The 23,620-nt window shown below is 65.6% G+C and carries 20 protein-coding genes; 11 read left to right on the top strand and 9 right to left on the bottom strand.

Translation table 11 applies throughout. The annotated features are described in order from the left end of the window. Positions 1-47 precede the first annotated feature (47 nt). Entirely contained in the window at positions 48-767 is a 720-nt protein-coding gene (locus OIE68_RS05315) for a maleylpyruvate isomerase family mycothiol-dependent enzyme (RefSeq protein ID WP_327098269.1), read from the top strand. On the opposite strand, the gene OIE68_RS05320 is transcribed toward OIE68_RS05315, so the two are convergent. Beyond that, positions 733-3,009, bottom strand: a complete 2,277-nt coding sequence (locus OIE68_RS05320; protein ID WP_327098270.1) for an excinuclease ABC subunit UvrA — start codon at positions 3,007-3,009, stop codon at positions 733-735. The two genes, OIE68_RS05315 and OIE68_RS05320, sit on opposite strands and share 35 nt — an antisense overlap. Positions 3,010-3,072: 63 nt before the next feature. Between OIE68_RS05320 and OIE68_RS05325 the strand changes: the two genes are divergently transcribed. Beyond that, on the top strand, positions 3,073-4,047 hold the full coding sequence (locus tag OIE68_RS05325; protein WP_327098271.1) for a YafY family protein: 975 nt from the start codon (positions 3,073-3,075) through the stop codon (positions 4,045-4,047). Positions 4,048-4,056: 9 nt separating this feature from the next. On the opposite strand, the gene OIE68_RS05330 is transcribed toward OIE68_RS05325, so the two are convergent. Together OIE68_RS05330 and OIE68_RS05335 are read right to left on the bottom strand one after the other, a co-directional pair. After that, positions 4,057-4,968 carry a hypothetical protein gene (locus OIE68_RS05330; RefSeq protein ID WP_327098272.1) on the bottom strand — a complete coding sequence of 304 codons (912 nt, stop codon included), beginning with the start codon at positions 4,966-4,968 and terminating at the stop codon, positions 4,057-4,059. After that, positions 4,965-5,345 (bottom strand): hypothetical protein, encoded by a 381-nt coding sequence (locus tag OIE68_RS05335; protein WP_327098273.1) that lies wholly within the window; start codon positions 5,343-5,345, stop codon positions 4,965-4,967. The genes OIE68_RS05330 and OIE68_RS05335 overlap by 4 nt, the downstream gene beginning before the upstream one ends. A 117-nt stretch (positions 5,346-5,462) precedes the next feature. Between OIE68_RS05335 and OIE68_RS05340 the strand changes: the two genes are divergently transcribed. Further along, the gene (locus OIE68_RS05340; protein WP_327098274.1) at positions 5,463-10,559 is read left to right on the top strand and encodes a CHAT domain-containing protein; all 5,097 of its coding nucleotides are present in this window, start codon (positions 5,463-5,465) and stop codon (positions 10,557-10,559) included. Positions 10,560-10,736: 177 nt separating this feature from the next. Here the strand turns inward: OIE68_RS05340 and OIE68_RS05345 are convergent, their stop codons facing one another. The 5 genes from OIE68_RS05345 to OIE68_RS05365 all read right to left on the bottom strand — a co-directional run bounded on the left by OIE68_RS05345 (position 10,737) and on the right by OIE68_RS05365 (position 15,153). Continuing rightward, positions 10,737-10,895 carry a hypothetical protein gene (locus OIE68_RS05345; RefSeq protein WP_327098275.1) on the bottom strand — a complete coding sequence of 53 codons (159 nt, stop codon included), beginning with the start codon at positions 10,893-10,895 and terminating at the stop codon, positions 10,737-10,739. 274 nt (positions 10,896-11,169) lie between these two features. After that, positions 11,170-11,985: an SDR family NAD(P)-dependent oxidoreductase gene (locus tag OIE68_RS05350; protein WP_327098276.1), complete on the bottom strand. Its 816-nt coding sequence runs from the start codon at positions 11,983-11,985 to the stop codon at positions 11,170-11,172. 15 nt (positions 11,986-12,000) lie between these two features. After that, entirely contained in the window at positions 12,001-12,732 is a 732-nt protein-coding gene (locus OIE68_RS05355) for a glucose 1-dehydrogenase (RefSeq protein WP_327098277.1), read from the bottom strand. A 1-nt stretch (position 12,733) separates the two neighbouring features. Beyond that, the gene (gene kstD / locus OIE68_RS05360) at positions 12,734-14,401 is read right to left on the bottom strand and encodes a 3-oxosteroid 1-dehydrogenase (protein ID WP_327098278.1); all 1,668 of its coding nucleotides are present in this window, start codon (positions 14,399-14,401) and stop codon (positions 12,734-12,736) included. A 14-nt stretch (positions 14,402-14,415) separates the two neighbouring features. Next, positions 14,416-15,153 (bottom strand): glucose 1-dehydrogenase, encoded by a 738-nt coding sequence (locus tag OIE68_RS05365; RefSeq protein ID WP_040701430.1) that lies wholly within the window; start codon positions 15,151-15,153, stop codon positions 14,416-14,418. A gap of 216 nt (positions 15,154-15,369) precedes the next feature. Between OIE68_RS05365 and OIE68_RS05370 the strand changes: the two genes are divergently transcribed. From OIE68_RS05370 to OIE68_RS05390, 5 genes are all read left to right on the top strand, one after another. Then, complete coding sequence (locus OIE68_RS05370) at positions 15,370-16,566, top strand: LLM class flavin-dependent oxidoreductase (protein ID WP_327098279.1); 1,197 nt, start codon at positions 15,370-15,372, stop codon at positions 16,564-16,566. A gap of 1 nt (position 16,567) precedes the next feature. Beyond that, positions 16,568-17,353 (top strand): glucose 1-dehydrogenase, encoded by a 786-nt coding sequence (locus tag OIE68_RS05375; RefSeq protein ID WP_327098280.1) that lies wholly within the window; start codon positions 16,568-16,570, stop codon positions 17,351-17,353. Positions 17,354-17,355: 2 nt separating this feature from the next. Next, positions 17,356-18,303, top strand: a complete 948-nt coding sequence (locus OIE68_RS05380; protein ID WP_327098281.1) for an alpha/beta hydrolase — start codon at positions 17,356-17,358, stop codon at positions 18,301-18,303. Continuing rightward, complete coding sequence (locus OIE68_RS05385) at positions 18,300-18,647, top strand: hypothetical protein (protein WP_327098282.1); 348 nt, start codon at positions 18,300-18,302, stop codon at positions 18,645-18,647. The genes OIE68_RS05380 and OIE68_RS05385 overlap by 4 nt, the downstream gene beginning before the upstream one ends. 93 nt (positions 18,648-18,740) lie before the next feature. Then, a complete protein-coding gene (locus OIE68_RS05390; RefSeq protein ID WP_327098283.1) occupies positions 18,741-19,265 on the top strand; it encodes an SRPBCC family protein in 525 nt (174 codons plus the stop codon). On the opposite strand, the gene OIE68_RS05395 is transcribed toward OIE68_RS05390, so the two are convergent. Beyond that, positions 19,192-19,812, bottom strand: coding sequence for a helix-turn-helix domain-containing protein (locus tag OIE68_RS05395; RefSeq protein ID WP_327098284.1), 621 nt, complete (start codon positions 19,810-19,812; stop codon positions 19,192-19,194). The two genes, OIE68_RS05390 and OIE68_RS05395, sit on opposite strands and share 74 nt — an antisense overlap. 136 nt (positions 19,813-19,948) lie before the next feature. On the opposite strand from OIE68_RS05395, the gene OIE68_RS05400 reads away from it, so the two are divergent. The 3 genes from OIE68_RS05400 to OIE68_RS05410 all read left to right on the top strand — a co-directional run bounded on the left by OIE68_RS05400 (position 19,949) and on the right by OIE68_RS05410 (position 23,507). Further along, positions 19,949-20,365, top strand: a complete 417-nt coding sequence (locus OIE68_RS05400; protein WP_327098285.1) for a nuclear transport factor 2 family protein — start codon at positions 19,949-19,951, stop codon at positions 20,363-20,365. 86 nt (positions 20,366-20,451) lie between these two features. After that, entirely contained in the window at positions 20,452-22,515 is a 2,064-nt protein-coding gene (locus tag OIE68_RS05405; RefSeq protein WP_327098286.1) for a TRAP transporter fused permease subunit, read from the top strand. Next, complete coding sequence (locus OIE68_RS05410; RefSeq protein WP_327098287.1) at positions 22,512-23,507, top strand: TAXI family TRAP transporter solute-binding subunit; 996 nt, start codon at positions 22,512-22,514, stop codon at positions 23,505-23,507. The genes OIE68_RS05405 and OIE68_RS05410 overlap by 4 nt, the downstream gene beginning before the upstream one ends. Positions 23,508-23,620 lie beyond the last annotated feature (113 nt).

Raw genomic sequence — 23,620 nt, forward strand, 5'->3', positions numbered from 1 at the left:
TGACTATAGTAGTCAGTGAAGCTGACTAAATTATATCGGAGGCCGATATGGACCGGGATGCGCAGTGGCGGGTCATCGAGCAACAGCGACGCGCCGTCGCCGACGTGCTCGACGATCTCGCGCCGAACGAGTGGGAGCTGCCGTCGCTGTGTTCGGGCTGGCGGATTCGGGATGTGGCCGCGCATATCGCCTTGGCGCCGCAGCCGCCCGGCCCGGTGGATATGGTTCGTGAAGGGCTGCGGGCGCGCGGGCGCTTCCATCGGCTGAATCACGATGTGTCCGTTCGCTATGCCGACGCGAGGCAGGATCTCGTCGCCGAGATCCGGGCGCATGCGGCATCGCGAAAATTGCCGGTGGTCACCAACTATCGCAATATCCTCTACGACATCATGGTGCACGGTCAGGACATCGCCATCCCGACCGGCAGACAGATCGAACTCCCCATCGAGGCTGCGGCGACGGCGGCCACTCGGGTTTGGGCCATGGGTTGGCCATTCTGGGCGAAGTACCGGCTCACGGGATTTCGGCTCATCGCCACGGACACCGATTGGGTGGTGGGTACCGGAGACGAGGTACGTGGCCGTATCGCCGACCTGCTGTTGCTGACGACCGGCCGCTCAGTTGTGCTGCCGCGCTTGTCCGGTGACGGTGTCGGCAAGCTGTGGATGCGGTTGTCGTATCGAAATCTGGTCCGTGGATGCGCCGGTCGCGTCGAGGGGTCGCGGCCCGACGTCATGCGCCGCTGCGCCGCAGATAGTCGGCTGTGATGGAACGCCGATCGTCGAGTAGGGCCGAAGGTGTTCCGGTGAAGACGATTTCGCCGCCGTGCTTGCCGCCGTCCGGTCCGAGATCGATCACCCAGTCGGCCCGTTTGACCACCTCGAGATCGTGTTCGATGACGATGACCGTATTGCCCGCGTCGACCAGACGGTCCAGCAGGGCGATCAGGGCGTCGACATCGGCCATGTGCAGTCCGGTGGTCGGCTCGTCGAGTACGTAGATGCCGCCGCTGCGGTGCAGGTGATCGGCGAGTTTGATGCGTTGACGTTCACCGCCGGAGAGTGAACTCAGCGAGCGGCCGAGCGTCAGATAGCCGAGACCGACCTCGTTCAACGCCCGCAGTGGAGTCCGAATCTTGCTGCCCGCATTGCCATTCCAGAAGTCGAGAGCCTGCTCCGCGGTCATATCCAACACATCGGCGATGGATGCACCGCGCACGGTATAGCCCAGCACCTCGCGACGATAGCGGCGTCCGTGGCAGCTCTGACACACGGTGGTGATCGGATCCATGTAGGCGAGATCGGTGAAAATGACGCCTGCTCCACCACATTCGGCGCATGCGCCCTCGGAGTTGAAGCTGAACAGTCCCGGCTTGACGCCGTGCTCGTTGGCGAACACCTGCCGCATCGGGTCCATGATGCCGATGTAGGTGGCGGGGCTGGAACGTCGGGAGGCGGCTATGGCGGACTGGTCCACGGCGATCGCCTGCGGGTAGGCGCGCACGAAGGCATCGGATACCAACGTGCTCTTGCCCGAACCCGCCACACCCGTGACCGCGGTGAGCACGCCCGTGGGGAACCGTGCGGTCAGGTTCTTCAGGTTATACGAATCCGCGCCGGTAACCGCGAACCAGCCGGTCGGGGTGCGGCTCGCGCTTTTGACCGGTTGCACCCGCCGCAGCTGTTCACCGGTCGACGTGCCCGAGGTGCGTAACTTTTCTACGGTGCCCTGGAAGACGACCTGACCGCCGTGCCCGCCCGCGCCAGGTCCCATATCCACGATGTGGTCGGCGACGGCGATGACATCGGGGGAGTGTTCGACCACCAGCACCGTATTGCCCTTGTCGCGCAACTGGATCAGCAGCTTGTTCAATCGGCCGATATCGCGCGGATGCATGCCGACGCTGGGTTCGTCGAAAATGTAGGTCATCCCGGTGAGACTGGATCCGAGATGCCGAACAACTTTGAGCCGCTGCGCTTCTCCGCCGGAAAGTGTGGATGTCTCGCGATCCAGTGAGAGATATCCGAGGCCCACTTCCTCGATCCGGCGCAACCGGGCGATGGCGGCATCGGCGATCGGTGCAGCGGGTGTCCCATCGAGCTCGCCGAGCACGTCTATGAGGTCGGTTACCTCCATGCGGCCGAAGTCGGCGATGCCGAACCCGTTGATCCGGCTTGCCAGCGCGTCGGAATTCAACCGTGCGCCACCGCATTCCGGACATGTCTGCGCATGGACGACCGCCATCGCCGCGGCGCGATTCTTATCGCTCAGCGCACCGAGGTCGCGTTTGATGTAGAGCCGGTCGAAACGTTCCAGCAGTCCCTCATAGGCATTGCTGCCCATCGAGCCGGTCTTGTTGCGGCGGGGTACCCGGAATCCGTTGCCGCGCAGGAACAATTGCCATTCATCCGGAGTGAAATCGCGTAATGGCTTGTCCGGATCGAAGAGACCGGACTCCGCGTAGATCTGCCACTGAAATGTCCCCACCGCAAACGGCGGAAAGTTTATGGCACCCTCGTTGAGCGATTTGGCGGCGTCGAGCAACTTGTCCAGATCCGGCCGCACCACCTGGCCGAGCCCACCACACTCGGGACACATGCCCACCGGGTCGTTGAACGAATAACGGGTCGCCTCACCGGCACTCGGCTCGCTGTACCGCGAGAACAGCACACGAACGATGGACTGGATATCGCTCATGGTGCCGACAGTCGAGCGGGAATTACCGCCGATCGGCTTCTGATCGACCACCACAGCGGGTGCGAGGTTGTCGATCACATCGGCCTCGGGCCGCTCGTACTTGGGCAGTCGGTTGCGGATGAACCAGGTGAAGGTCTCATTGAGCTGACGCTGCGATTCGACGGCGACGGTGCCGAAGACCACCGACGATTTGCCCGATCCGGATACGCCGGTGAAGACGACGATCTTGCCTTTGGGGATGGCCAGGGAGATATTGCGCAGGTTGTTGGCGCGGGCCCCGATGATCTGGATGGTGTCTCGGTCTGCGTTCACAATCGCCACGGTAGGTGCCAATGAGGTCAGGATCGGTCCTCATTGCGGCGGATACTGGAAGCTGTGACCGACACCGCCGCCCGACTACTGCAGCTGCTCTCCCTGCTGCAGACCCGCCGCGAATGGACCGGGCCCGAGCTGGCCGAACGCCTCGGTGTGACGGTCCGGACGGTGCGCCGCGATATCGAGCGGCTGCGGGAATTGGAATATCCGGTGCATGCCGGCCTCGGTTCGGGCGGCGGTTATCGGCTGGGGGCCGGGACCGCACTGCCGCCGCTGTTGCTCGACGACGAAGAGGCCGTCGCGATCACGCTCGGATTGCGCAATGCCGCGCTGGGCGCGGTCGAGGGCATCGACGAGTCATCGGCGCGGGCACTGGTCAAGCTGCAACAGGTGCTGCCCGCCCGACTCCGCCGCCGAGTAGAGGCGGTCCGGTCGGCAACGGTATCGCTGGGCGGCCCCGCAGCCGGACCGATGGTCGACCCGGAAACCCTGGTCGTCCTGGCCGCTACCTGCCGCGACCGCGAACGCATCCGCTTCCACTACCGCGATAAAGGCGATGCCGAAACCCGCCGCCTGACCGAACCCCACAGCCTCGTCTCCGCGGGCCGCCGCTGGTACCTGGTCGCTTGGGATATCGACCGCACCGACTGGCGCACCTTCCGCGTAGACCGCATCGAAGCCCCGCAACCGATCGGAATACGCAGTACCCCAAGGCAATTACCCGCCGAAGACGCGGCTGCCTTTGTCACCCAATCCCTCGCCCACTCCCGCCCGCTGCGCAGAGTGGTCTTCCTCGTCCACGCCCCGGCCCCGCAACTGATCGAAACCTTCCGCGTCCGCCCTGAGGAAATCGAGCCCATCGACGACAAATCCTGTCTCCTCCGCACCACCGCCGACTCACTGGAATGGACCGCCGTGCGAATCGCCCATCTGGGCCTGGAATTCGAGGTCAGAGAACCACCGGAGATGGCGGAAATGCTGACCGACCTCGGACGCAAACTCCTCCGTGCGGCGGGCCGGGCAACAGGTGTGTAGCACCGTGAATCATGGTGGTGGATTGAGCGTCTCGTCCTTGCGTAGGAGTTTTGTCACTTCCTCGCCGATCGTCGATGTCAGTCGGTCGGGGCAGGCGATGCCGAGTTTGCGAGCGAGTTCGGCACCGTGCAGATCGACGGCCGCCTCCGCGAGGTCGGTCAGTGTCGCGGTGGCCGCACGTGCCTGAACCCAGGCCGTGGTTGCGGTAGCGGCCGCGATCAGCACAGCGGGCCACCACCACGCGGCGACCACGAGATACAGTGCGGCCCAGCCGAATAAGCGCGCGGCACCGGTGTAACTCGCATGCGCGGCGCTCAGTTCGGCCCTCGCGTCCTCGGGCATGGTGAACCACAGTCGCGGCCAAGCCGCCGACATGTCGAGCCGATAGCGGGCGAACACTCGGATATCCAAGCCGCGCAACCGATCCCCGATCCAGGTCGGCCGGTCCGCCGGAACCGGACTGATTCTTCGGCAGGCGGCAACGGTCGCGGGCAGGTCCGGTGCGTGCGCTGTCGCCGCGCCGCCCGACAACGCCGCCCGAGTCGCTTCCTCGACCTTCTCGTGCGCCGTCTGCCAGCGCTCGCGGCGGAAGTTCGTCAGATAGCGAGCGGGCCGTCGGCGACCAGGAATTGTCCAGAGCCGTTCCACGATTCGCCCGAGCCAGCTCGCCGCCAAACCGGCCGCCGCGGCGAAGCCCAGTATGCCCGCCGCCACCACAACGACCCGGGTGAGCTGACTTCCCGTGGCGGACTTGACGAATTCGTCGACCCAGCCGTCCAGCCGACGTGGGTCGAGTGCATGGCAGTGACCGAGCCGAACCGCGACCAAGACCGTCGCGACCCACAGCAGACCGGGAACTACGAGCAGCGTGACCCAGCGTTCGGCGAGCTTCTTGCCCAACTCGCCGAGAAATGCGTTCACGAGCGCACTTCGGCGTCGGCCAACGGCAGTCCGGTCATCGTGCACGTCGAGGCACTCGGTGCGCTGCCCACCAGCAGCACCCGCGCGCAGCGCTGCGGGGCCGGACACACCTGCGCCGATATCGATGGATGCCCGGTGCCACCGGGCATACCGGCATAGTTCCGCGAGCCCGTTGTCACGTGGTCGATGCCGTGCTGGGCAAAGAGTTGGTCCAGCGCGTCCAGTTCGGATTCCAGTGCGGTATGGGTGGTTCCGGTACGGACGGTCTGCACGATCCGGTCCAACAGTGCGGAGGCGCCGATGTTGGCGGCGGTCGAGACGAAGCTCGCATCGGCCAGCAGCACACACACCCGGTCGATCCGTTGGGCCACCCTCATTCCGGCCTCCGCTCAATGTCTGGCGCGGGCAAGGCGACTCGCCGTTCGCTGATTGTGCGATGGTAGCCCGATCGCGACAATGGTGGCAGCTGTCGGCGATCTCACGGGGGTGTGCGGATGTCTGACGATCTCGATGAAGCCGTGGTGCGGCTGAATATCTCCCGCGCGATTTACGGCCGGTTCGTCGACACCGGCGCTCTGTTCATGCTGCAGTCGTCGGTCCATGCGGGTGAGGCGGCCGTAGCAGCGGCCGCGCCGGACCATCCGGCGATCGCCGCGATACTGTCCAACCACGCCAAGCAATTGCTGCAATTGCATGCCCACACCGATGATTTCGATGTTCTGGACGCGGCCATCGGCCGACTGCGCGAGGCACTGGCGATTACCGAGTCCGATGATCCGGACCGATCCCAGCTCCGGGTGGGGCTGGCTTCTGCGCTGCGTTGGTGGTTCGACGAGATGCGAGATCCGGCCGCGCTGCGGGAAGCGGTGGATCTGTTCCGCGAGCAGGTCGCCGAAGGTCCCGCTGACAGTCCGTATCGGGTCACCTGGCTGAACGACCTCGCCAACGCACTGCTCGAAATGTCCGAGTTCGCCGGTGAAGTCGGGCCGCTCGAGAAATCGATAGCGGTGCGCCGCGCGGCCGTGCGGGCAGCCGAAAGTGCCGACGACCAGGGCGCGGTGATCGTTGCCCGCAACGATCTCGGCGGACAGCTGTCGATGCTGTACGAAAGAACCGGGAACCCAAAGGTATTGCGCGAGGCGGTGGATATCGGTCGGGCCGTGGTCGCCGCAATACCCCACGACCATCCGGACCGCGATGCGTTGCGGTCCAACCTGGCCCATGCGCTGCGGCTGTTATTCGAGCTGACCAAGGAGTTCGAACTCGTCGAGGAGGCGAGGAGCCTGTTTCGAGACGATCTCCGCCCAGTACGGTCCGGTGGCGGCACCAGCCGCGCCGATATGGAAGAACAGGTGCGATCGTTCTTCGATCAGTCCGCGGACCTGGCCGCGCCCGCCAAAATGATTGCGGCTCTGCGTGACACCCTGGCCGCGCTGCCGCCGGATGGTCCCCCTCGGTATCAGTTCCGGGTACCGCTCGCCATCGCGCTGAAGTGCTGGCACGAGCGGACCGGTGAGGTGTCGGCACTGCGTGAAGTGGTCGCGATATTTCGCGACGAGCTGGCGGAATACTCCCGAGACGATCCGGTCTGGGGCAATGCTCTCGGTGATCTCGGATCAGCGCTGACCGCGTTGTACGAGCACACCGGCGATGGCGAGGCGCTCGATGAGGCGGTGGCGCGGTATCGCGACGCGGAGACCGTCATCCCGGTCGGACATCCCCATAGGTCCGGTCTGGAGAATTCGCTCGGGATCGCATTGCGTTTCGTATTCGATTGTCGCGGGGATATCGGTGCGCTCGAGGAGGCGATAGCCCTGATGCGCGGCCTGGTCGCCGGGCATGGCCCCGACGATCGAGACCGCGCGGGCGCCTTGAACAATCTCGCGCTGACGCTACGTCCGTTGTTCGATCGGACCGGGGATATCGCCGTCATCGACGAGATCGTGGCTCTGTTCCGCATGGCCGTCGCCGCGACTGGCGACAGCGATTACGACTGGCATCTCGCGAGTGCGCTGCGAAGTCGGTACCGCCGCACCGGTGATGTGTCGGCGCTGCAGGAGTCGCTCACCATCGTGCGTGCCGCGATGAGACAGGTTCCGGCACGTGATCCGCGCCGGGCCGAGCGATGGAACGAGCTGGGAAACATCCTGCACGCCTACTACGACCAGTCGCAAGACTCGGACGCGCTGGACGAGGCGATCGCGGCGCATCGAGCCGCCGTCGATGCCACCCCGCGCGATCATCCGCATCGGCCCATCCATCAGATGAACCTCGCCGGGACGCTGCATACCAGCTTCGAGCGAACCCGCGACCCCGCCGTCCTGGACGAGGCGATCGCGCGGCAACGGGCCGCCATTGCCGCGATAGCGGCCGATCATCCGCGGCGCGCGGTCTTCCTGACCGATCTCGCCGGCATCCTGCGCGATGCGTTTCGGCGGACCGACGCACCGGAGGTGCTCGACGAGGCGGTGACGTTGCTGCGCGGCGCGGTCGCGGCCACAGACGTCGGGGATGCGGCGCGCCTCGCCGCTCGCGCGGCTCTGGTAGCCACCCTGCACCTGCGGTTCGAGCGGACTGGTGCGATCGCCGAACTGCGGGAAGCGGTCGAACTCGGCCGCACCGTGGTGGCCGCCACGCCGCTCGATCACAGGTACCGGGCCGAACGGATTTCGGCGTTCGCGACTGCGCTGCATACCTGGTTCGAGCGCACCGGCGACCCACCCGCGCTGGATGAAGCGATCGCCGCCCATCGGGAGGCACTCACGGTTAGCCCCGTCACCGAGCGCGGGCGCATTATCGGTACTCTGAACAATCTCGCCAACGCCCTGCAGACGCGATGCGAGTGGTACGGCGATGACGACGCACTCGATGAGGCGATTCGGTTGTATCGCGAAGCGGTAGCGATGAATTCACCTGATCCCGTAGATTCGCAGATCTCCCGGACGAATCTGGGGACGGCGCTGCGGTTGCGGTTCGAGCGAACCGGGAATGCGGGGGATGTACACGAGGCTGTTGCTTTGGCGCGGATAGTCGTGGCGGCGACATCGCCGGACGATCCGGCCCGGCCGCGGTGGCAGACGAATCTCGCGAGCGCGTTGCTGTCATCGTTCGAACGCACCGGCGCGGTCGAGGCGCTGGACGAGTCGATTCGGGTCGGTCGAGCGGCCGTCGCCGGACTTCCGGCGGATCATCCGGCGCTGGCGACGTCGCGGACATTCCTGGCGAATGGGCTGCGCCGGATGTTCGAGCGCTTCGGCGATCTCGCGGCTCTCGACGAGGCGATCGCGCTGCACCGCGCCGCACTCGAGGCCACCACCACAGATGATCCGAGGCGGGCGACCCATTTGGCGAATCTCGCGCTGGTGCTGCGACTGCAGTTCCAGCGGAACGGAGATTCCACGGTCCTCGGCGAGGCGGTGCGGGCGGCGCGGGACGCGCTGGATGCGACACCACCCGACCACCACGATGCGATGCTGCGCACGGCCGGTCTCGCGAACGCGCTGTACCTGCACTTCGACCGCACCGGGAATACGGCGGCGCTGCGCGAGGTGATCGAATTGCGGCGCACAGTTCTCGATGCGACCCCGCAGGGCCACCCGGACCGCGGATTGTTCCTGACGAACTTCGGGAATACCCTGCACGCGCTGTTCGACCGCACCGGCGACACCGCGGCGCTCGACAGTGCGGTCGCCGCGGTGCGCGAAGCGGTCGCGGTGACCGCGCCGGATGATCCCGATATGGCAGGACGCAAAGCCAATCTCGGTGCGGCGTTGAGTGCGCGGTACCGGCAGAGCGAGGATCGGCAGACGCTCGAGGAGGTCGTCGAACTGAGCCGAGCGGCGCTCGATGGGACCGCGTCCGACGATCCCGCCCGCGGCACGTACCTGAACAACCTTGGTAATGCGCTCTATTGGATGTTCGAGCGCACCGGTGCGCCGGAGTTCCGCACCGAGGCGCGCACCGTGCTCGCGGCCGCCATGGCATGGGCGGCGGCCCCGGTCCGGCATCGGATCTTCGCCGGTCGCTATCTGGCCCGCATCGAGATGGCGGCCGGAGCGCCGACGGTTGCGTTGACCGTATTGGAATCCGTGGTGGAGTTGTTGCCGCAGCTGGCAGCTCGGACATTGGACCGGGCCGATCGCGAACACGGTCTCGGTCAGGTCGCCGGTCTGGCGGCGCAGATCGCCGTCGCGGCGGTTGCCGGGCGGCGTCTGGAGCGGGCGGTCGAACTGCTCGAGCAGGTCCGCGGGGTGCTCATCGGTGAGACGATCGACGATCGGACCGGTGCGACCGAATTGCGGGCGGCGGCACCGGATCTGGCCGACGAGTTGACGGAATTGCATGAGCGCATAACAGCATTGGACGCGGCGGAGGCGATCCCGAGCGAACGGGCCGCGCATGGCGAATCCACCCGCAGGGCGGCCGTCGGTGCCCAGCGGCGGACCTATACCGAGCAGTGGGTGGCGCTGCTCGACCGAATCCGCGCGCGACCGGGGCTCGATCGGTTCCTGCGCCCGCCGAGCATCGAACGATTGCGACGTCAAGCCGGCGCCGGTCCGATTGTCATGGTGTATGCCGACATTCGGCATGGTGGTGCGCTCATCTTGTCTGCGGCGGATCCGGTGACGCATATTCGGTTGCCCGGGCTCGGATCGGATGATGTCTTCGAACAGGTCATCGCTCTGTCGGGTGCGCTGCACGCGGTGGAGGGCGATTTCGCGGGCCGCGCCAAGGCGCAAGCCGACATTCTCGGGGTGCTCGACTGGCTGTGGCACCGCGTCGCCGGGCCTGTCCTGCGCGAGCTGAACCTGCCGGGTGACGCTCGGGCTCGCGTATTCTGGTGTCCCGTAGGCCCTTTGGCCCTGCTGCCGATCTACGCCGCGGGCCTTCGAACCGACTCGCGGCAGAGCGTGCCGGAACGTACCGTCTCCTCTTTCATCACCACGGTGCGAGCACTGGAACATGCCAGGAATCGACCATCCGGGGAGGGAGCCTCGGCGGTCATCGTGGCGATGCCGATGACCGACAGCGGTGCGGAGGACGGCGTCGACCGGGAAATCAAGCGTCTTGCCGAACTATTGCCGAATCCGCTGATCCTGCACGACACCGCCGCGACCCATGCCGCGGTCGCCGATGCGCTGGCCGTTCATTCCATTGCGCACTTCGCCTGTCACGGACTTTCCTATCTGGCGGATCCGGCGGCGAGCGCGCTGGTGCTGTCCGACTTCGCGGAAAAGCCGTTCACCGTCGTCGATCTGGCGCGCATGAATCTCGGCGCGGCAGACCTGGCGTATCTGTCCGCATGCAGCACGACCCGGGGCAACCCGACATTGGCGGACGAAGGCGTGCATCTGACGGCCGCGATTCATCTGGCCGGGTACCGGCACGTCATCGGGACGCTGTGGCCGATCAACGATGCGGCCGCCGCCGAATTCGCCGCCGATTTCTACACCCGGCTCACCGAGAACGGAACCAGCACACCGAAAGTCGATGACAGCGCCCGCGTCCTGACCGAGGCGATCTGTGCGATGCGCGCCAACTATCCGGCGCTGCCCACCCGCTGGGCCGGATACCTCCACCAGGGCGCGTAAAGCTCGGGCACCTGGAAGCAGCGCGAAATGTGGTAGCGCATCGGCGATTTCGCCGCACTCCGCCATCGCGTGCGTGGCAACCAGCTGGAGACCCAACTTTTCCACATAACCAATGCACTGGACACGAGTACGTCCAACGATGGATTTATCCGAATGCGGAAATGATGCCGAATGCGATCAGCGCGATAGCGTGGGAAAGTCGGCCGCGGCAGCGGGTTTCGTCGTAGCAACCGTGACGGCGCGCGGTGTTTCGGCCAGTGGGCTCGGGGCGCCGTATAGCGCGGCGACGATGGCGGCCAGTACGAGCAGGCTGCCGAGGGCGAGGGTGATCTGCACCCAGGAAGGGCCGGTTTGCTGGGTAAATCTGGGTCTGAACTGTGCTGCCTGCCCGAATGGTGCGGGACGTTGTTGCTGCCGATCCTTCACAAGGTGTTCCCTGAAGTAGTTGAAACACAAGTTGATTCGCGGTGTAACAGCGACCTTTACTCGAGCCGGAGTCGTCGCGTGGGGAATATCCTGACAGCACAGCAGTTTTAGAGCAACCGCTTACGGCAAATTAGTTTGTACCGGCCCGTCAAGGCCGGTTCACGATCACAAAATGCCGACCGGTCTATACCTCGTTTCGCATCTGGGCGGTAATGATGCGCTGGTACCCGGAGCCGAAGATCCTTGGCAGCAAATCGATTACGCGGGCATCAGTGCCGATGAGAATCTTGGCCTTATCCTTTCTGATCCCGCGCAGGATGGTCTTCGCCGCTGATTCGGGTGTCGTCTTGGCCAGTTTGTCGAAGTTGGCGGCGAGCGCGTCGCGGTCGCGGTCGCCGCCCGCGCGAGCCTTCCAAGCGATTTCGGTCTTGATCATGCCGGGATGGACGCTGCTGACCCCGACCGGATGGCCTGCGATCTTCATCTCCTGGCGCAGTGCGTCGGTGAAGCCGCGGATGCCGAATTTGGTTGCGTTGTAGGCGGCTTGGCTCGGGCAGGCGGCGAGGCCGAACATGCTGGAGACATTCGCGATATGGCCGTCACCGGAGGCAATCACCTGCGGCAGAAAGGCTTTCGTGCCGTACATCACGCCCCAGAAGTTGATATCGACGATCCACTCGAAGTCCTCCCAGGTCAGCTCCTCGATATTGGCGGTGAGCGAGACGCCCGCATTGTTGACCACGACATTGGCCGGGCCGAAGTCGGATCGGACCTCATCGGCATGTGCGTAGACAGCGGCACGGTCGGTTACGTCCAGCTTGTATGCCCGCGCCTTGGCCCCGGCTTTCTCGCACAACGTGGCAGTTTCCGTGACATTGGCCAGATTTCGCCCGGACAACGCCAGCTTCGCGCCGTGGTCGGCGAGCTCCAGCGCTAACGCGCGGCCGATGCCCGCACCCGCGCCGGTGATGACGACGACCTTGTCCTCAAAGTTCTTCACAGCAGCTGTCCTTGGTCATTTGGTGGTGTAGCCGCCGTCGGCGACGAATTCGGAGCCCGTGCAGAAACTTGCCTCATCGGAGATGAGGAACAGCACGAGATTGGCCAGCTCGCCCGGCGCCGCGGCCCGGGGGAGCGGTTGGTCGTGCACCATCGAGTGCGAGCGATCGGAATCGGCGGTCATCTCGGTGGCCACGACGCCGGGATGTACCGAGTTGACCCGGATGCCGTCGGCGCCGAACTCCTGGGCGGCGGCCTTGGTCATCCCGCGCACCGCCCATTTGGAGGCGACGTAGCCGAGGATATTGCTGAATGCGATGATGCCGCCGATCGAGGAGATATTGACGATCGAGCCGCCGCCAGCCCGGCGCATCGACGGCACAACGGCTTTCATGCCGAGAAACACGCCGACCTGGTTCACATCGATCACCTTGCGGTAATCCGCCTCGGCGAGCCGCTCGATCGGGTCGACGTGCACGATGCCCGCGTTATTGACCAGCCCGGAGACCGGTCCGAAGGTGCGTTCGGCCTCGGCAACCACTGCGGCCCAGGCGGATTCGTCGGTGACATCGAGGACGCAGAACACCGCATGGTCGCCGAGTTCGGCGGCCACCGCCTTGCCCTCGTCGACGAGCACGTCCGCCACGACCACCGAGGCGCCCTCACTGACCAGTCGACGGGCGAATGCCGCACCCATACCGCGCGCGCCTCCGGTCACGATGACCGTCTTGCCGCTCACTCTGTCCACGTCACGCTCCTGAATCGGCGATGTGATCGGCCGCGATATAGCCGAAGACCATGGCGGGTCCGATGGTCGCGCCCGCGCCCGCGTAGCTGTTGCCCATGACGGCGGCCGAATTGTTGCCCGCCGCATACAGTCCGGCGATCGGCGCGCCGTCTTCGCTTAGCACTCGGGAGTGTTCGTCGGTGACCAGGCCGCCCTTGGTACCCAGATCGCCGGGCACCATCTCGACCGCATAGAACGGACCCTGATCGATTGGTGCCAGACAGGGATTCGGTTGCACGGTGGGGTCGCCGTAGTAGCGGTCGTAGGCGGATTCACCGCGATGGAAGTCCGCGTCGCGTCCGGCGCGCGCGAAACCGTTGAACCGCTGCACCGTCGCGATCAAGGAATCGGCCGGAACACCGATCTTGGTGGCGAGTTCGGCGAGCGTGTCGGCCTTCTTGATGATCCCGGCATCGAAATACTTCTGCGGGATGGCCTGTTTCGGGAAGGTGCCGAGGAACAGGTATCGATCGCGGAAGCGCTGATCCATGATGAAATGCGCAGGCACATGGCCCACACCGGTCGCATGGCGCTCGTACATGGTGTGCACAACATCGACATAGCTGGCCGATTCATTGGTGAACCGCTCGCCCGCATCATTGACCATGATCGCGCCGGGCTGGGATCGCTCGGCCAGGCAGAAGAACGGCGGCCCGTCCGGATTGCGCACCGACGGACCCCACCAGGCGTCGTCCATCAGATCCAAAGCGGCGCCGAGCTTTTCACCCGCCCGGATTCCGTCACCGACATTTTCGGTCGCGCCGACGGTCCAGTCGGTGCTGACCGGCTCGGTGAAGAACTGTTTGCGCATCTCCAGGTTGTGCTCGAAACCACCGGCGGCGAGCACCACACCGCGCCGCGCATGGATGACGATCGGTGCACCATCGCGCTCGGCGCGCACTCCGATCACCGCATCGTCGGCGGTAATCACTTCGGTGAGTGGAGTATTCAGCCATACCGGCACGCCGGCGTCGCGCAGCGCCAGCCACAGCCGGGCCACCAGCGCCTTGCCCAGGCTCAGCGGCTGCCGTCCCCGGATCCGGTTCAAAACCGCCTTCGCGCCGACCTTCATCGCGGTGCGCTTACCCTTCCAGGTCCGCGCGATCATATTCAGATCGTGGAAGTCGCTGACGGTGAACGCGATTCCCTTCGGGCCGGACATGGTCGGCCGGTTGATCAGCTCCAGATCCTTGCCGAGCAGTCGGCCGTCGATAATTGCCGGCTCGATGCTGCGGCCCTGCGCGAGGCCACCGGGCAGTTCCGGGTGGTAGTCGGAATAGCCACGGTCATAGACGAATTGGAGGTGGTTGGTGCGTGCGCCGAGATAGGTCATCATGCGCGGGCCGTTGTCCAGGAATGCGTCCTGTTTGGCCTGCGGAACGCGGTCGCCGACAACGGATTTCAAGTATACCCGGGCCAGATCCGGGCTGTCGGGCACGCCCTCGCGTACCAGCACCGGATTGTTCGGAATCCATACGCCGCCGCCGGAGCGGGCGGTGGAACCGCCGAAGCTGCCGCTCTTCTCGATCAGCACCACCGAAAGCCCGCGATAGGCGGCGGTGAGCGCGGCGGTCATACCCGCCGCACCCGAGCCGACGACCACGACGTCGTAGGTGTATTCCTCGGACATCTGGCTCCCTTTCCCTAGTAACCGGCGCCGGTGAGCATGCCGCCGTCGATGACGACCTCGGTTCCGGTGCAATAGCTCGCGGCATCCGAGGCCAGGAAGACGGCCGCCTCGGAGACCTCGCCGGGCTGTCCCCAGCGCGGAATAGGCAATCCGGCGAAGAAGGTATTGCCGTCGACGCCGGAGCCCGCCGCCGCCGTCATGGGCGTCGCGATACCACCGGGATGGATGGAGTTGACCCGGATTCCGCTGGCGCCGAGTTCGCGCGCGGCCGATTTGGTCAGTCCGCGAATGGCGAATTTGCTTGCACTGTAAGCCGATAGGCCCGCCGCGCCGACAAATCCCTCGACCGAGGAGATATTGACGATCGCGCCACCGCCGGTCATCGCGGGCGCGGCGGATTTGATGCCCAGCCAGGTGCCGGTGACATTCACCGTCATGATCGTGGTGAAATCGGTCAGGCTCATCTCGGCGATGCGCTGGAACCGCAGCAGACCGGCATTGTTGACGAGCACATCGAGTCTGCCGAACTCGTCCACCGCGGTCCGCACCGCGGCCGCCCAATCGGCTTCGCTGGTCACATCGTGGTGCAGATAGCGTGCGCCGGTCTCGGCGGCCAACTGTTCGCCCTGATCATCGAGCACATCGCCGAACACGACCCGCGCACCCTCGGCAACGAAGCGGCGGACATGTTCGGCGCCCATCCCACGCGCTGCGCCGGTGATCAGCGCGACCTTGTCATCGAGTCGACCCACGTCAGGTCCGTCCTTTCTCCGGCGTCGGTTCGAACGCCGTATGCGATATCGACGCTATGGGCGCGCGGGCGGCGCGAACGGGAGTAGTCCCATCCACCGAGACATGCACCTGACCTCCACGAGAGCATCGGAAATATTTCTACTAGGCATACCGACCTTGGGGGATGGACAGCCGGCGGAGCCGGTGGGGTGGGAAGAACAGAGTGGAGGCAATGCATGAAGTTCTCGATGATCTTCGAGGCACAGATGACCGACCCGTCGGCCGACCACGAACGGCAGGTACTACGCGACTGCGTCGAGCAGGCGGTGCTGGCCGAGGAGATGGGGTTCGACACCGTCTGGGCGGTCGAACATCACGGCTTGAAGTGGTACGCGCATATGAGCGCCCCGGAGATCTTCCTGACCTGGGTGGCCGCGCGCACCGAACGGATCCGCATCGGCCACGGCGTGGTGTGCATGCCGTTCAACTTCAATCACCCGGTGCGCGCCGCCGAACGCGCGGCCATGCTCGATGTGCTCTCCAACGGGCGGGTGAATCTCGGCGCAGGCCGCGGGGCTACGCCGCAGGAGACATCCATGTGCGGTGTCGATCCTGACCGCACCTATCAGGAGGTGGAGGAGTCGCTGCGCATTATCGGCAAGGCCTGGCAGGATCCGGAGGGCGAATTCGAATGGCACGGTGAGCTGCTCGATATCGATCCGCATCCGATGCTCCCGCGTCCGGTGCAGCTGCCGCATCCGCCGCTGTTCATGGCGTGCACCAAGAAGGACACGCTGAAGCTGGCCGCCGACTACGGAATCGGTGCGCTGGTACTGGGTTTCGCGGGTGTGGAGGAGATCGCCGAACTGCGCCGCACCTATGACGCGGCCATTGCCGAGCGGACGGGGGAGAAGTTCGTCTCGACGGTGGTCAACGACCACTTCGCGGCACTGTGCCCGACGATCGTGCTCGACGACCGGGAGAAGGCGCAGCAGATCGGCGCGCGTGGGCAGCGGTTCTTCGCGCAGTCCATCAAGCACTGGTACGGCGCGGGTCCGGTGCCGGATGAGGCCGTCGATCCGACTGTGGACGAGGTGGCCAAGATTCGCGAGGCCGCCGATGAGCATGTGGCGTATCTGCACGAGGCGAAGATTCCGGTGAAGACCGGGGCTACATCGGTTTTCAACGCCGAGCACGCGTACGGCAGCCCGGAAGACGCCATCGCGTACGTCGAGCGGCTGGAGGCGGCCGGTGCCGACGAGATCCTGTGCCTGATCCAGATGGGGACGGTGCCGCAGGAGGCATGTCTGGAGACCATTCGGCATTGGGGCGAGAAGGTCATTCCACACTTCCGGGGAGCGGAGCGAGCCGGAAACATCGAGCAGAGCCGCGCAGCTGAGCGTGCCGAGACAACTGAATTCCTGGGAGCTTGAGATGACCGATCTCACTGGCAAAGTCGCCCTCATCACCGGCGCCGCTCGTGGCCAGGGTGAGCAGGAAGCTCGCCTGTTCGCCGCCGCCGGCGCACGCGTCGTCCTCACCGACGTACTGGAATCCGAGGGCCGGGCAGTTGCCGAATCCATCGGTGACTCAGCCCGTTTCGTCCGCCACGATGTCAGCAGCGCCACCGATTGGGCTGCCGCCGTCGACACCGCGGTCACCGAATTCGGCAGTATCGATGTGCTGGTGAACAATGCGGCGATCTACACCGCCAAACCGCTCGTCGAGACCTCCGCCGCCGAACTCGAACGCATTTTGCGTATCAACCTGATCGGGTCGTTCCTCGGCATCCAGGCCGTCGTGGATCCGATGCGGGCGGCGGGCGGTTCGATCGTGAATATCTCGTCACAGGCCGGGTTGCAGGGCTTGATGGGCCATTCCGCGTACGGTGCGTCCAAATGGGCGCTGCGCGGGTTGACGAAGACGGCCGCGCTCGAGTTGGGGCCGCTCGGAATCCGGGTCAACTCGGTGCATCCGGGTCCGATCGCGACACCGATGATCGGGCACCTCGGGCTGAACACCGGTCCCGGCAGCTTTCCCTCGCTACCGCTGGGTCGCGTCGGATTGCCCTCGGAGGTGGCAGATTTGGTGGCATTCCTGGCCTCCGATGCCGCGGCGTTCATCACCGGTGCGGAATTGGCCGTCGACGGCGGATTGTCGGCGGGACAGTTCATTCCACCGGATGCGCTGCCGCCGGTCGGAGCCGCGGGCGAGGAGTGAGCATGCCGCTGAAGCCCGAAGCTCAGGTGATCGTCGATGTCGGCTCGGCCGCGTTTCCCGCGCTGGGCACCGAAGTGCTCGATGCCGCCGAGGCGCGTCGGATACTCGCCGCGCGTCCGGCGGTCCGGGTCGATTCGATTCCGGTGGGGCAGGTCGAGGAGCGTTTGGTGCCGGGACCTGTCGGGGCACCTGAGGTTCGGGTTCGCATGTACTGGCCCGCCGAGTACGATGCCGACCTGCCGGTCGTGATGTTCTGCCACGGTGGCGGTTTCGTCATCTGTGACCTCGACAGTCACGATCAGCTGTGTCGTGCGATGAGCAATGGTGTCGGTGCGATCGTGGTTTCGGTCGACTACCGGCAGGCCCCCGAACATCGGTTCCCGGCGGCCGCCGAGGATGCCTACGCGGTCCTGAAATGGATTGCGGCCCAGGCGAGTTCCTTCGGCGGCGATCCAGCCCGCATCGGGGTGGCCGGTGACAGCTCCGGTGGCAACCTGGCCGCCGTCACGGCACTGCTGGCCCGGGATCGCAATGGCCCTGTCATCGCCCATCAACTGCTGGTCTACCCGATGCTCGATCCGGCCCGTGACACCGTCTCCTATCGGGAGAATGCCTACGGCTACTTCGTCACCGATGACCATTTGCGCTGGTATTGGGAGCAGTACCTCGCCTCGGCCGCGGATGCCGACAACCTGTACGCCGCACCTCCGCGCGCGGCCGACCTGTCCCGCCTCCCGCCCGCCTACGTCATCACCGCCGAATTCGACCCACTCCGCGATGAGGGCGAGGCCTACGGTCGGCGGCTGCGGGATGCGGATGGCGAGACCGTCACGATTCGCTACGACGGCCAATTCCACGGCTTCTTCAGCATGGCCGACAATTTGCCGGATGCGAAAGATGCTGCCGACCAAGCCTTTTCGACAGTGCGCCGAGCATTGGCGAAGCCATGACCGTCGAACGTCTCGGCACCATCTTTCCCGCCGACAACCTCACCGCCGCAATAGATCTGCTCACCGCGGTACTCGGCACCACCGCGACCTTCGTCGACGGTGATCGGTGGGCGCAATTCGATATCGGACCGACCCGGGTCATGCTCGCCGGTGCCGATGAACGCGACATCCCGTCCCTTGCCGTCAAAGTCGCGGATCTCGACGTGACTCTCGCCCGCCTCCGTGCCGCCGGATTTCCGGCCGACGAGCCCGTGACCGGACCGCACGAACGACGCACTTCGGTCCGTCCGTCCCGCGAATCCCCGTGGGCGATAGTCCTCTACGAGCCGTCCTCCGCCGGATGAACCGGCTCGTGTGGCTCGGATAACATCGCACCCCGCCTTCCGTACGCTACCGTATGGTGAGTGTTCCATACGATAGCGAATGGAGGTTGGGTCATGGTTCGAAATATCCACCAGCGGGAGTACCCGGTGCCCACGGACCAACTCGGCGCATTGCTCGCCAGGGCCGCCGAGCCGGACAGCCCGGTGTGGCCGCCCGGCTGGCCCGCGCTGGTCCTCGACCGGCCACTCGGTGTCGGGGCCGACGGCGGACACGGCGTCATCCGGTATCGGTGTACCGAGTGGGTGCCGGGCCGCCGCGTGGAGTTCACCGTCGCGCCCGGATCCTTCCTGGTCGGTACGCACAGCCTCGACGTGCTGGACGGCCCGTGGCCGGACAGCAGCATCCTGCGCCACGAGATCGACTGCCGCCTGCGCGGTATCGGCTACCTGCTGTGGCCGGTGGCCATCCGCTGGATCCACGACGCGATGATCGAGGCGCTGCTCGACCGAACCGCGGTCTCCCTCGGCCACCCGCCCGTCACCCCGGCCCGTCCGTCACCATGGGTCAACTTTCTGCGCTGGATCTTCTCTCGTCGTCCAGCGGCGCGGACCGCCGCACACGCCGATTCGTCCACGTAGCTGGACGCAGTCCGTTCAACAGCAGCGTAAGCAGTCGCTCGGCCTGCGCGGATGGCTCTGGCGAGTCCTGGGCGGCCCAGGCAATGGCCCCGATCATGCGCAGCACATCGGCCGCGTCGGCGGTCGCAATGACTGTGCCGGACTCCTGCGCGCGGTGTAGCAGAGCGGTGCCCATCGCGAAAGTCTCCGCGTGCCAAGCGGATACCAGATCCGCGCCGCCGTCGATGGCGGAATTCAGGATCGCGGCGGAGAGCCCGCGGAAGGTGAGCGCGTGTGCGATCGCCGCACGCAGCCAGGTGGTGAGTGCCTGGTAGCTATCCGGCGCTTTCATCAGGTCGCGGCCCAGCTGGGCCAGCTCGGCGACGCGCTCGCCCAGCACTGCTTCGATGAGTTCGAGACGAGTCGGAAAGTGTCGATAGAGGGTACCGCTGGCGACCCCCGCGCGCCGGGCGATGTCGTCGAGTGAGGCGTCGACGCCGTGCTCGGCGAAGGCGAGGCGGGCCTGTTCGAGTAGGCGCTCGTAGTTGCGTCGGGCATCGGCACGCATCGGCCTCGTTGCGCCGGTGGCTCTTTCGCGCGTCAGCGGGCTCTCCTCTTGCTAACCGGGGACATAGTCCGTTACTGTCTCGGATAACCGGACTATGTCTCACCTTATGGCAAGAATGGGGCGGCAGGAGGTCGTCATGGCATTGTCGGCGCAGGACCGGATCGAGATCGGTGATCTGATCGCGATGCACGGTCATCTGATGGACGCGGGTGAGCTCGATCGGATGGACGAGCTGTTCACCGCGGAAATCACCTACGACGTCAATGATTTCGGGTTCGGTGAGCTGCACGGGATTCCGGCGCTGCAGGAGGCCTCGGTCGCGCTCGGCAATGGGAATCCGGTCGGGCATCACATTACGAATGTGGTCATTGCCGAGGTGGATGGTGCGGTTCGGGTGCGGTCGAAGGGGATCGGGATCTATGCCGATGGGACCAGCGGCAGCGTCGAATACGACGATACGGTCGTGCGGGTGGCAACCGGCTGGCGCATCTCGTATCGCCGGGTGATCGCACACAAGGTGCCGCTGGGTGGCCGGGCGACCAGGTCGGCTTAGGGCGACAAACCGACCGCTTTTCTACTTTTCTCAGCTACATACTTGTTAGCCGCATACGGACGGTCGTGCGTTGATAGTGTCGCGCAATGTCGGATATGCGGGACGCTCATCTCGAAGCCGAGCCTCCCACCGACCGCCAGGCCGTGCGGCCCGGGGTTGATCCGGAGCGGGCAGTACCGGACAAGATCGAGGTCGACGACGAGGAGAAGCCCGCGCGGATATTGCGCGGATGGGCCGAGTGGGTGGTTGCGACCGCCGCGTTCGCGGTCGCCTTGCTGGTGCTGTGGCAGGTCTTTCAGCCGCTGGCGCAGGGGAGTCAGTACTACCTGGTGATCTTCCTGGCCGGGACTTTGCCTGTGGTGTTCCTGGCCTATCGGTCCGGGCTGCGATGGTTCGATCGACGGCATGGTCCGGGTCCGCTCGACTGGTTGTTGGCCGTGGTCGCGCTGGTGGTGTGCCTGTATCCGGTGCTGCCGATGGCGATCGGGTCCGGTGGGGGCGGGTACAACGCATTCCTCGATCGGCAGGGTTTGTTCGATCCGGTCGATATCGCCATGGGCACGGTGCTCTTGGTGTTGGTGCTGGAGGCCAGTCGGCGCACCACGGGCTGGGTATTGCCCGCGGTGTGCCTGGTATTCATCGGCTACGGCTACTACGGCGGGTACCTGCCGCAGCACTGGACCATCGCGCACGCCGGACTCGACTTCGGACAGATCATCGATGCGCTCTACAACTCCGGCAGCGGGTTCTACGGCACGCCACTGGATGTCGCGGCCAGCTATATCGTGCTGTTCACCCTCTACGGCGCCGTACTCGAATTCTCCGGTGCGGCACAGTTCTTCGTCGATCTGTCGGTCGCGGCCTTCCGCCGCTCGCGCGGCGCGGCCGGACGCACGACCGTCGCATCCGGATTCCTGCTCGGCACCGTCTCCGGATCGGGCACCGCGACCGCGGTCACGGTCGGTGCGGTCACCTGGCCGATCCTGCGTCGCGCCGGATATCCGCCGGAACAGGCGGCGGGTGTGCTCGCGGCGGCGGGTGTCGGTGCGATCCTGTCACCGCCGACACTGGGTGTCGCCGCCTTCATCGTCGCCGAATATCTCGACGTCTCCTATGTGACGGTGCTCGGGTGGGCGATGATCCCGACGCTGCTGTACTACTTGGGAATTCTGCTCGCGGTCGAGATCGATGCGCGCCGGCTCGGCGCGGAGTCGGTCGAGATCAGCACCACCTCGGTATGGCGACTGCTGGCCCGATTCGGTTACCACTTCCTGTCTTTGATCGCGATCGTGGTGCTGCTGCTGATCGGCGTGAGCGCCGCGCGCGCCGTGGTGTACGCCACCGCACTGGCTTTCGTGCTCGCCTTCCTCGATGCGCGCATCCGCGCCGAGGCCCGCTCACCGCGCCGAATCTTCCAGATGCTCGGCAGCGGTGTGCGTTCGGCGCTGCCGGTGGTCGCTGTGTGCACGTCGGCGGGGGTGATCACCGCGATCGCCACCAAGACGGGACTCGGCGCGCAGCTGGCATCGCTGCTGGTGAGTGCGGGAAAGGCGTTGTCGGACAACCACACCGTCGTGTTGGCGTGCACCGTGGTGCTCGCCGCGATCGCGCTCGCGCTGCTCGGGCTCGCGGTCCCGGTGACCGCGTCGTTCATTATCGGCTGGGCGATCATCGGTCCCGCTCTGCTCGCGCTCGACGTATCTCCGCCCGCCTCGGCGATGTTCGTCTTCTACTACTCGGTGCTTTCCGAGGTGACGCCACCGACCGCACTGGCCGCCGTGGGCGCGGCGGCCATCACCGGTGCGCGTGCGGTGCCGACGATGTGGCAGGCATTGAAGTACGCGCTGCCAGCCTTCCTGGTGCCGATTGTGTTCGTGCTCAGCGGACCCGGCGAATATCTGCTCGGGCACGGGCCGGTACTCGGTGTGCTGTGGACCACGATCGTGGCCGGTGTCGGCGTTGCGGCACTGGCCGCCGCGACCGGCGGCTGGATCCTCGGCATCGGCCCGGCCGGACTTCCGGCCCGGCTGCTCGCCGCGGTGGCCGGGCTGGCGCTGCTGTACCTGGAACCCGGCGCGCTCGTCGTCGGTCTGGCCGCGCTGACCGCGGCCGTCGGGGTAACGCTGCTCTCACGAAGGAGGACGACTTGAGAAGAGTTGCCATAGGATTCGCCGTCGCCGTGGTCTCGGCCGGATTGCTGACCGGATGTGGGGGCCGCCGCGACACACCGCAGTCCGACACCGGCGGCGAGGTCACCTGCGAGGTGCAGAGTGAGACCCGCGTCGGCATCGCGACGGGCAATTCGACCGGCGTGTACTTCGCACTCGGCAATGCCTACGCCGACCAGATTTCGCAGGCCACCGGCGGCAAGGTGAAAGCGACCGCGGCCGAAACCGGTGCGTCGGTGCAGAATATCCAGCAATTGGTGGCAGGCACCTATCAGGTCGCATTTTCCCTCGCCGATACCGCGGCCGACGCGGTGCTCGGCAACGCCAGCTTCGACGGCAAAAAGCAACCGGTGCAAGCACTTTCGCGACTCTACCCGAATTATACCCAGGTAATCGCGCGCGCCGGCGCCGATATCGAATCGGTCGCCGATCTGCGCGGCAAACGGGTTTCCACCGGCTCGCCGAAGTCCGGCACCGAGGTGATCGCCCAGCGGGTACTGCAGGCGGCCGGGTTGAACCCTGACAACGATATCGAGGCCCAGCGCTTGGATCTCACCAAGACAGTGGATGGTATGAAGGACGGCTCGATCGATGCCATGTTCTTTTCCGGCGGCCTACCGACACCCGGTATCACCGATCTGTTGACCTCCGACAAGGGCAAGGTGCATTTTCTCGATATCTCCGAACTCACCGGCAGTATGCATGCGGTCAACCCGGTCTACGAGGAAGGCACGATTCCGGGCACCGTCTACGGACTGTCCGCCGATGTGAAGACCATCGTCGTCCCGAATCTGTTGCTGGTGCGCGACGATCTGGACGCGAACCTGGCGTGCATCCTCACCAAGACGCTGTTCGATCGCAAACCCCAACTGGAACAGGCCAATTCGTCCGCGAAAGGGATCAGCCGCGATACCGCGACGATTACCGCACCGGTGCCGCTGCACCGCGGTGCCGCGCACGCCTTGACGAAGTAGTGCCTCGTCCAGATAGCTTCTGCCGTATCGAGCCTTGGTCCGTCGAACGCAGTCGAATGGTGGGCGCCCACGCCGCATTCGACCGCCATATCACTACGCTCGGCGAGCAGTCG

The organism is Nocardia vinacea (assembly GCF_035920345.1).
GTDB classification, from domain to species: domain Bacteria; phylum Actinomycetota; class Actinomycetes; order Mycobacteriales; family Mycobacteriaceae; genus Nocardia; species Nocardia vinacea_A.

Coding starts and splice junctions, on each gene's coding strand:
- OIE68_RS05315 (WP_327098269.1), top strand. CDS start 48: ATGGACCGGGATGCGCAGTGGCGGGTCATCGAGCAACAGCGACGCGCC.
- OIE68_RS05335 (WP_327098273.1), bottom strand. CDS start 5,345: ATGAGGGTGGCCCAACGGATCGACCGGGTGTGTGTGCTGCTGGCCGAT.
- OIE68_RS05340 (WP_327098274.1), top strand. CDS start 5,463: ATGTCTGACGATCTCGATGAAGCCGTGGTGCGGCTGAATATCTCCCGC.
- kstD (WP_327098278.1), bottom strand. CDS start 14,401: ATGTCCGAGGAATACACCTACGACGTCGTGGTCGTCGGCTCGGGTGCG.
- OIE68_RS05370 (WP_327098279.1), top strand. CDS start 15,370: ATGAAGTTCTCGATGATCTTCGAGGCACAGATGACCGACCCGTCGGCC.
- OIE68_RS05375 (WP_327098280.1), top strand. CDS start 16,568: ATGACCGATCTCACTGGCAAAGTCGCCCTCATCACCGGCGCCGCTCGT.
- OIE68_RS05380 (WP_327098281.1), top strand. CDS start 17,356: ATGCCGCTGAAGCCCGAAGCTCAGGTGATCGTCGATGTCGGCTCGGCC.
- OIE68_RS05385 (WP_327098282.1), top strand. CDS start 18,300: ATGACCGTCGAACGTCTCGGCACCATCTTTCCCGCCGACAACCTCACC.
- OIE68_RS05390 (WP_327098283.1), top strand. CDS start 18,741: ATGGTTCGAAATATCCACCAGCGGGAGTACCCGGTGCCCACGGACCAA.
- OIE68_RS05395 (WP_327098284.1), bottom strand. CDS start 19,812: ATGCGTGCCGATGCCCGACGCAACTACGAGCGCCTACTCGAACAGGCC.
- OIE68_RS05400 (WP_327098285.1), top strand. CDS start 19,949: ATGGCATTGTCGGCGCAGGACCGGATCGAGATCGGTGATCTGATCGCG.
- OIE68_RS05405 (WP_327098286.1), top strand. CDS start 20,452: ATGTCGGATATGCGGGACGCTCATCTCGAAGCCGAGCCTCCCACCGAC.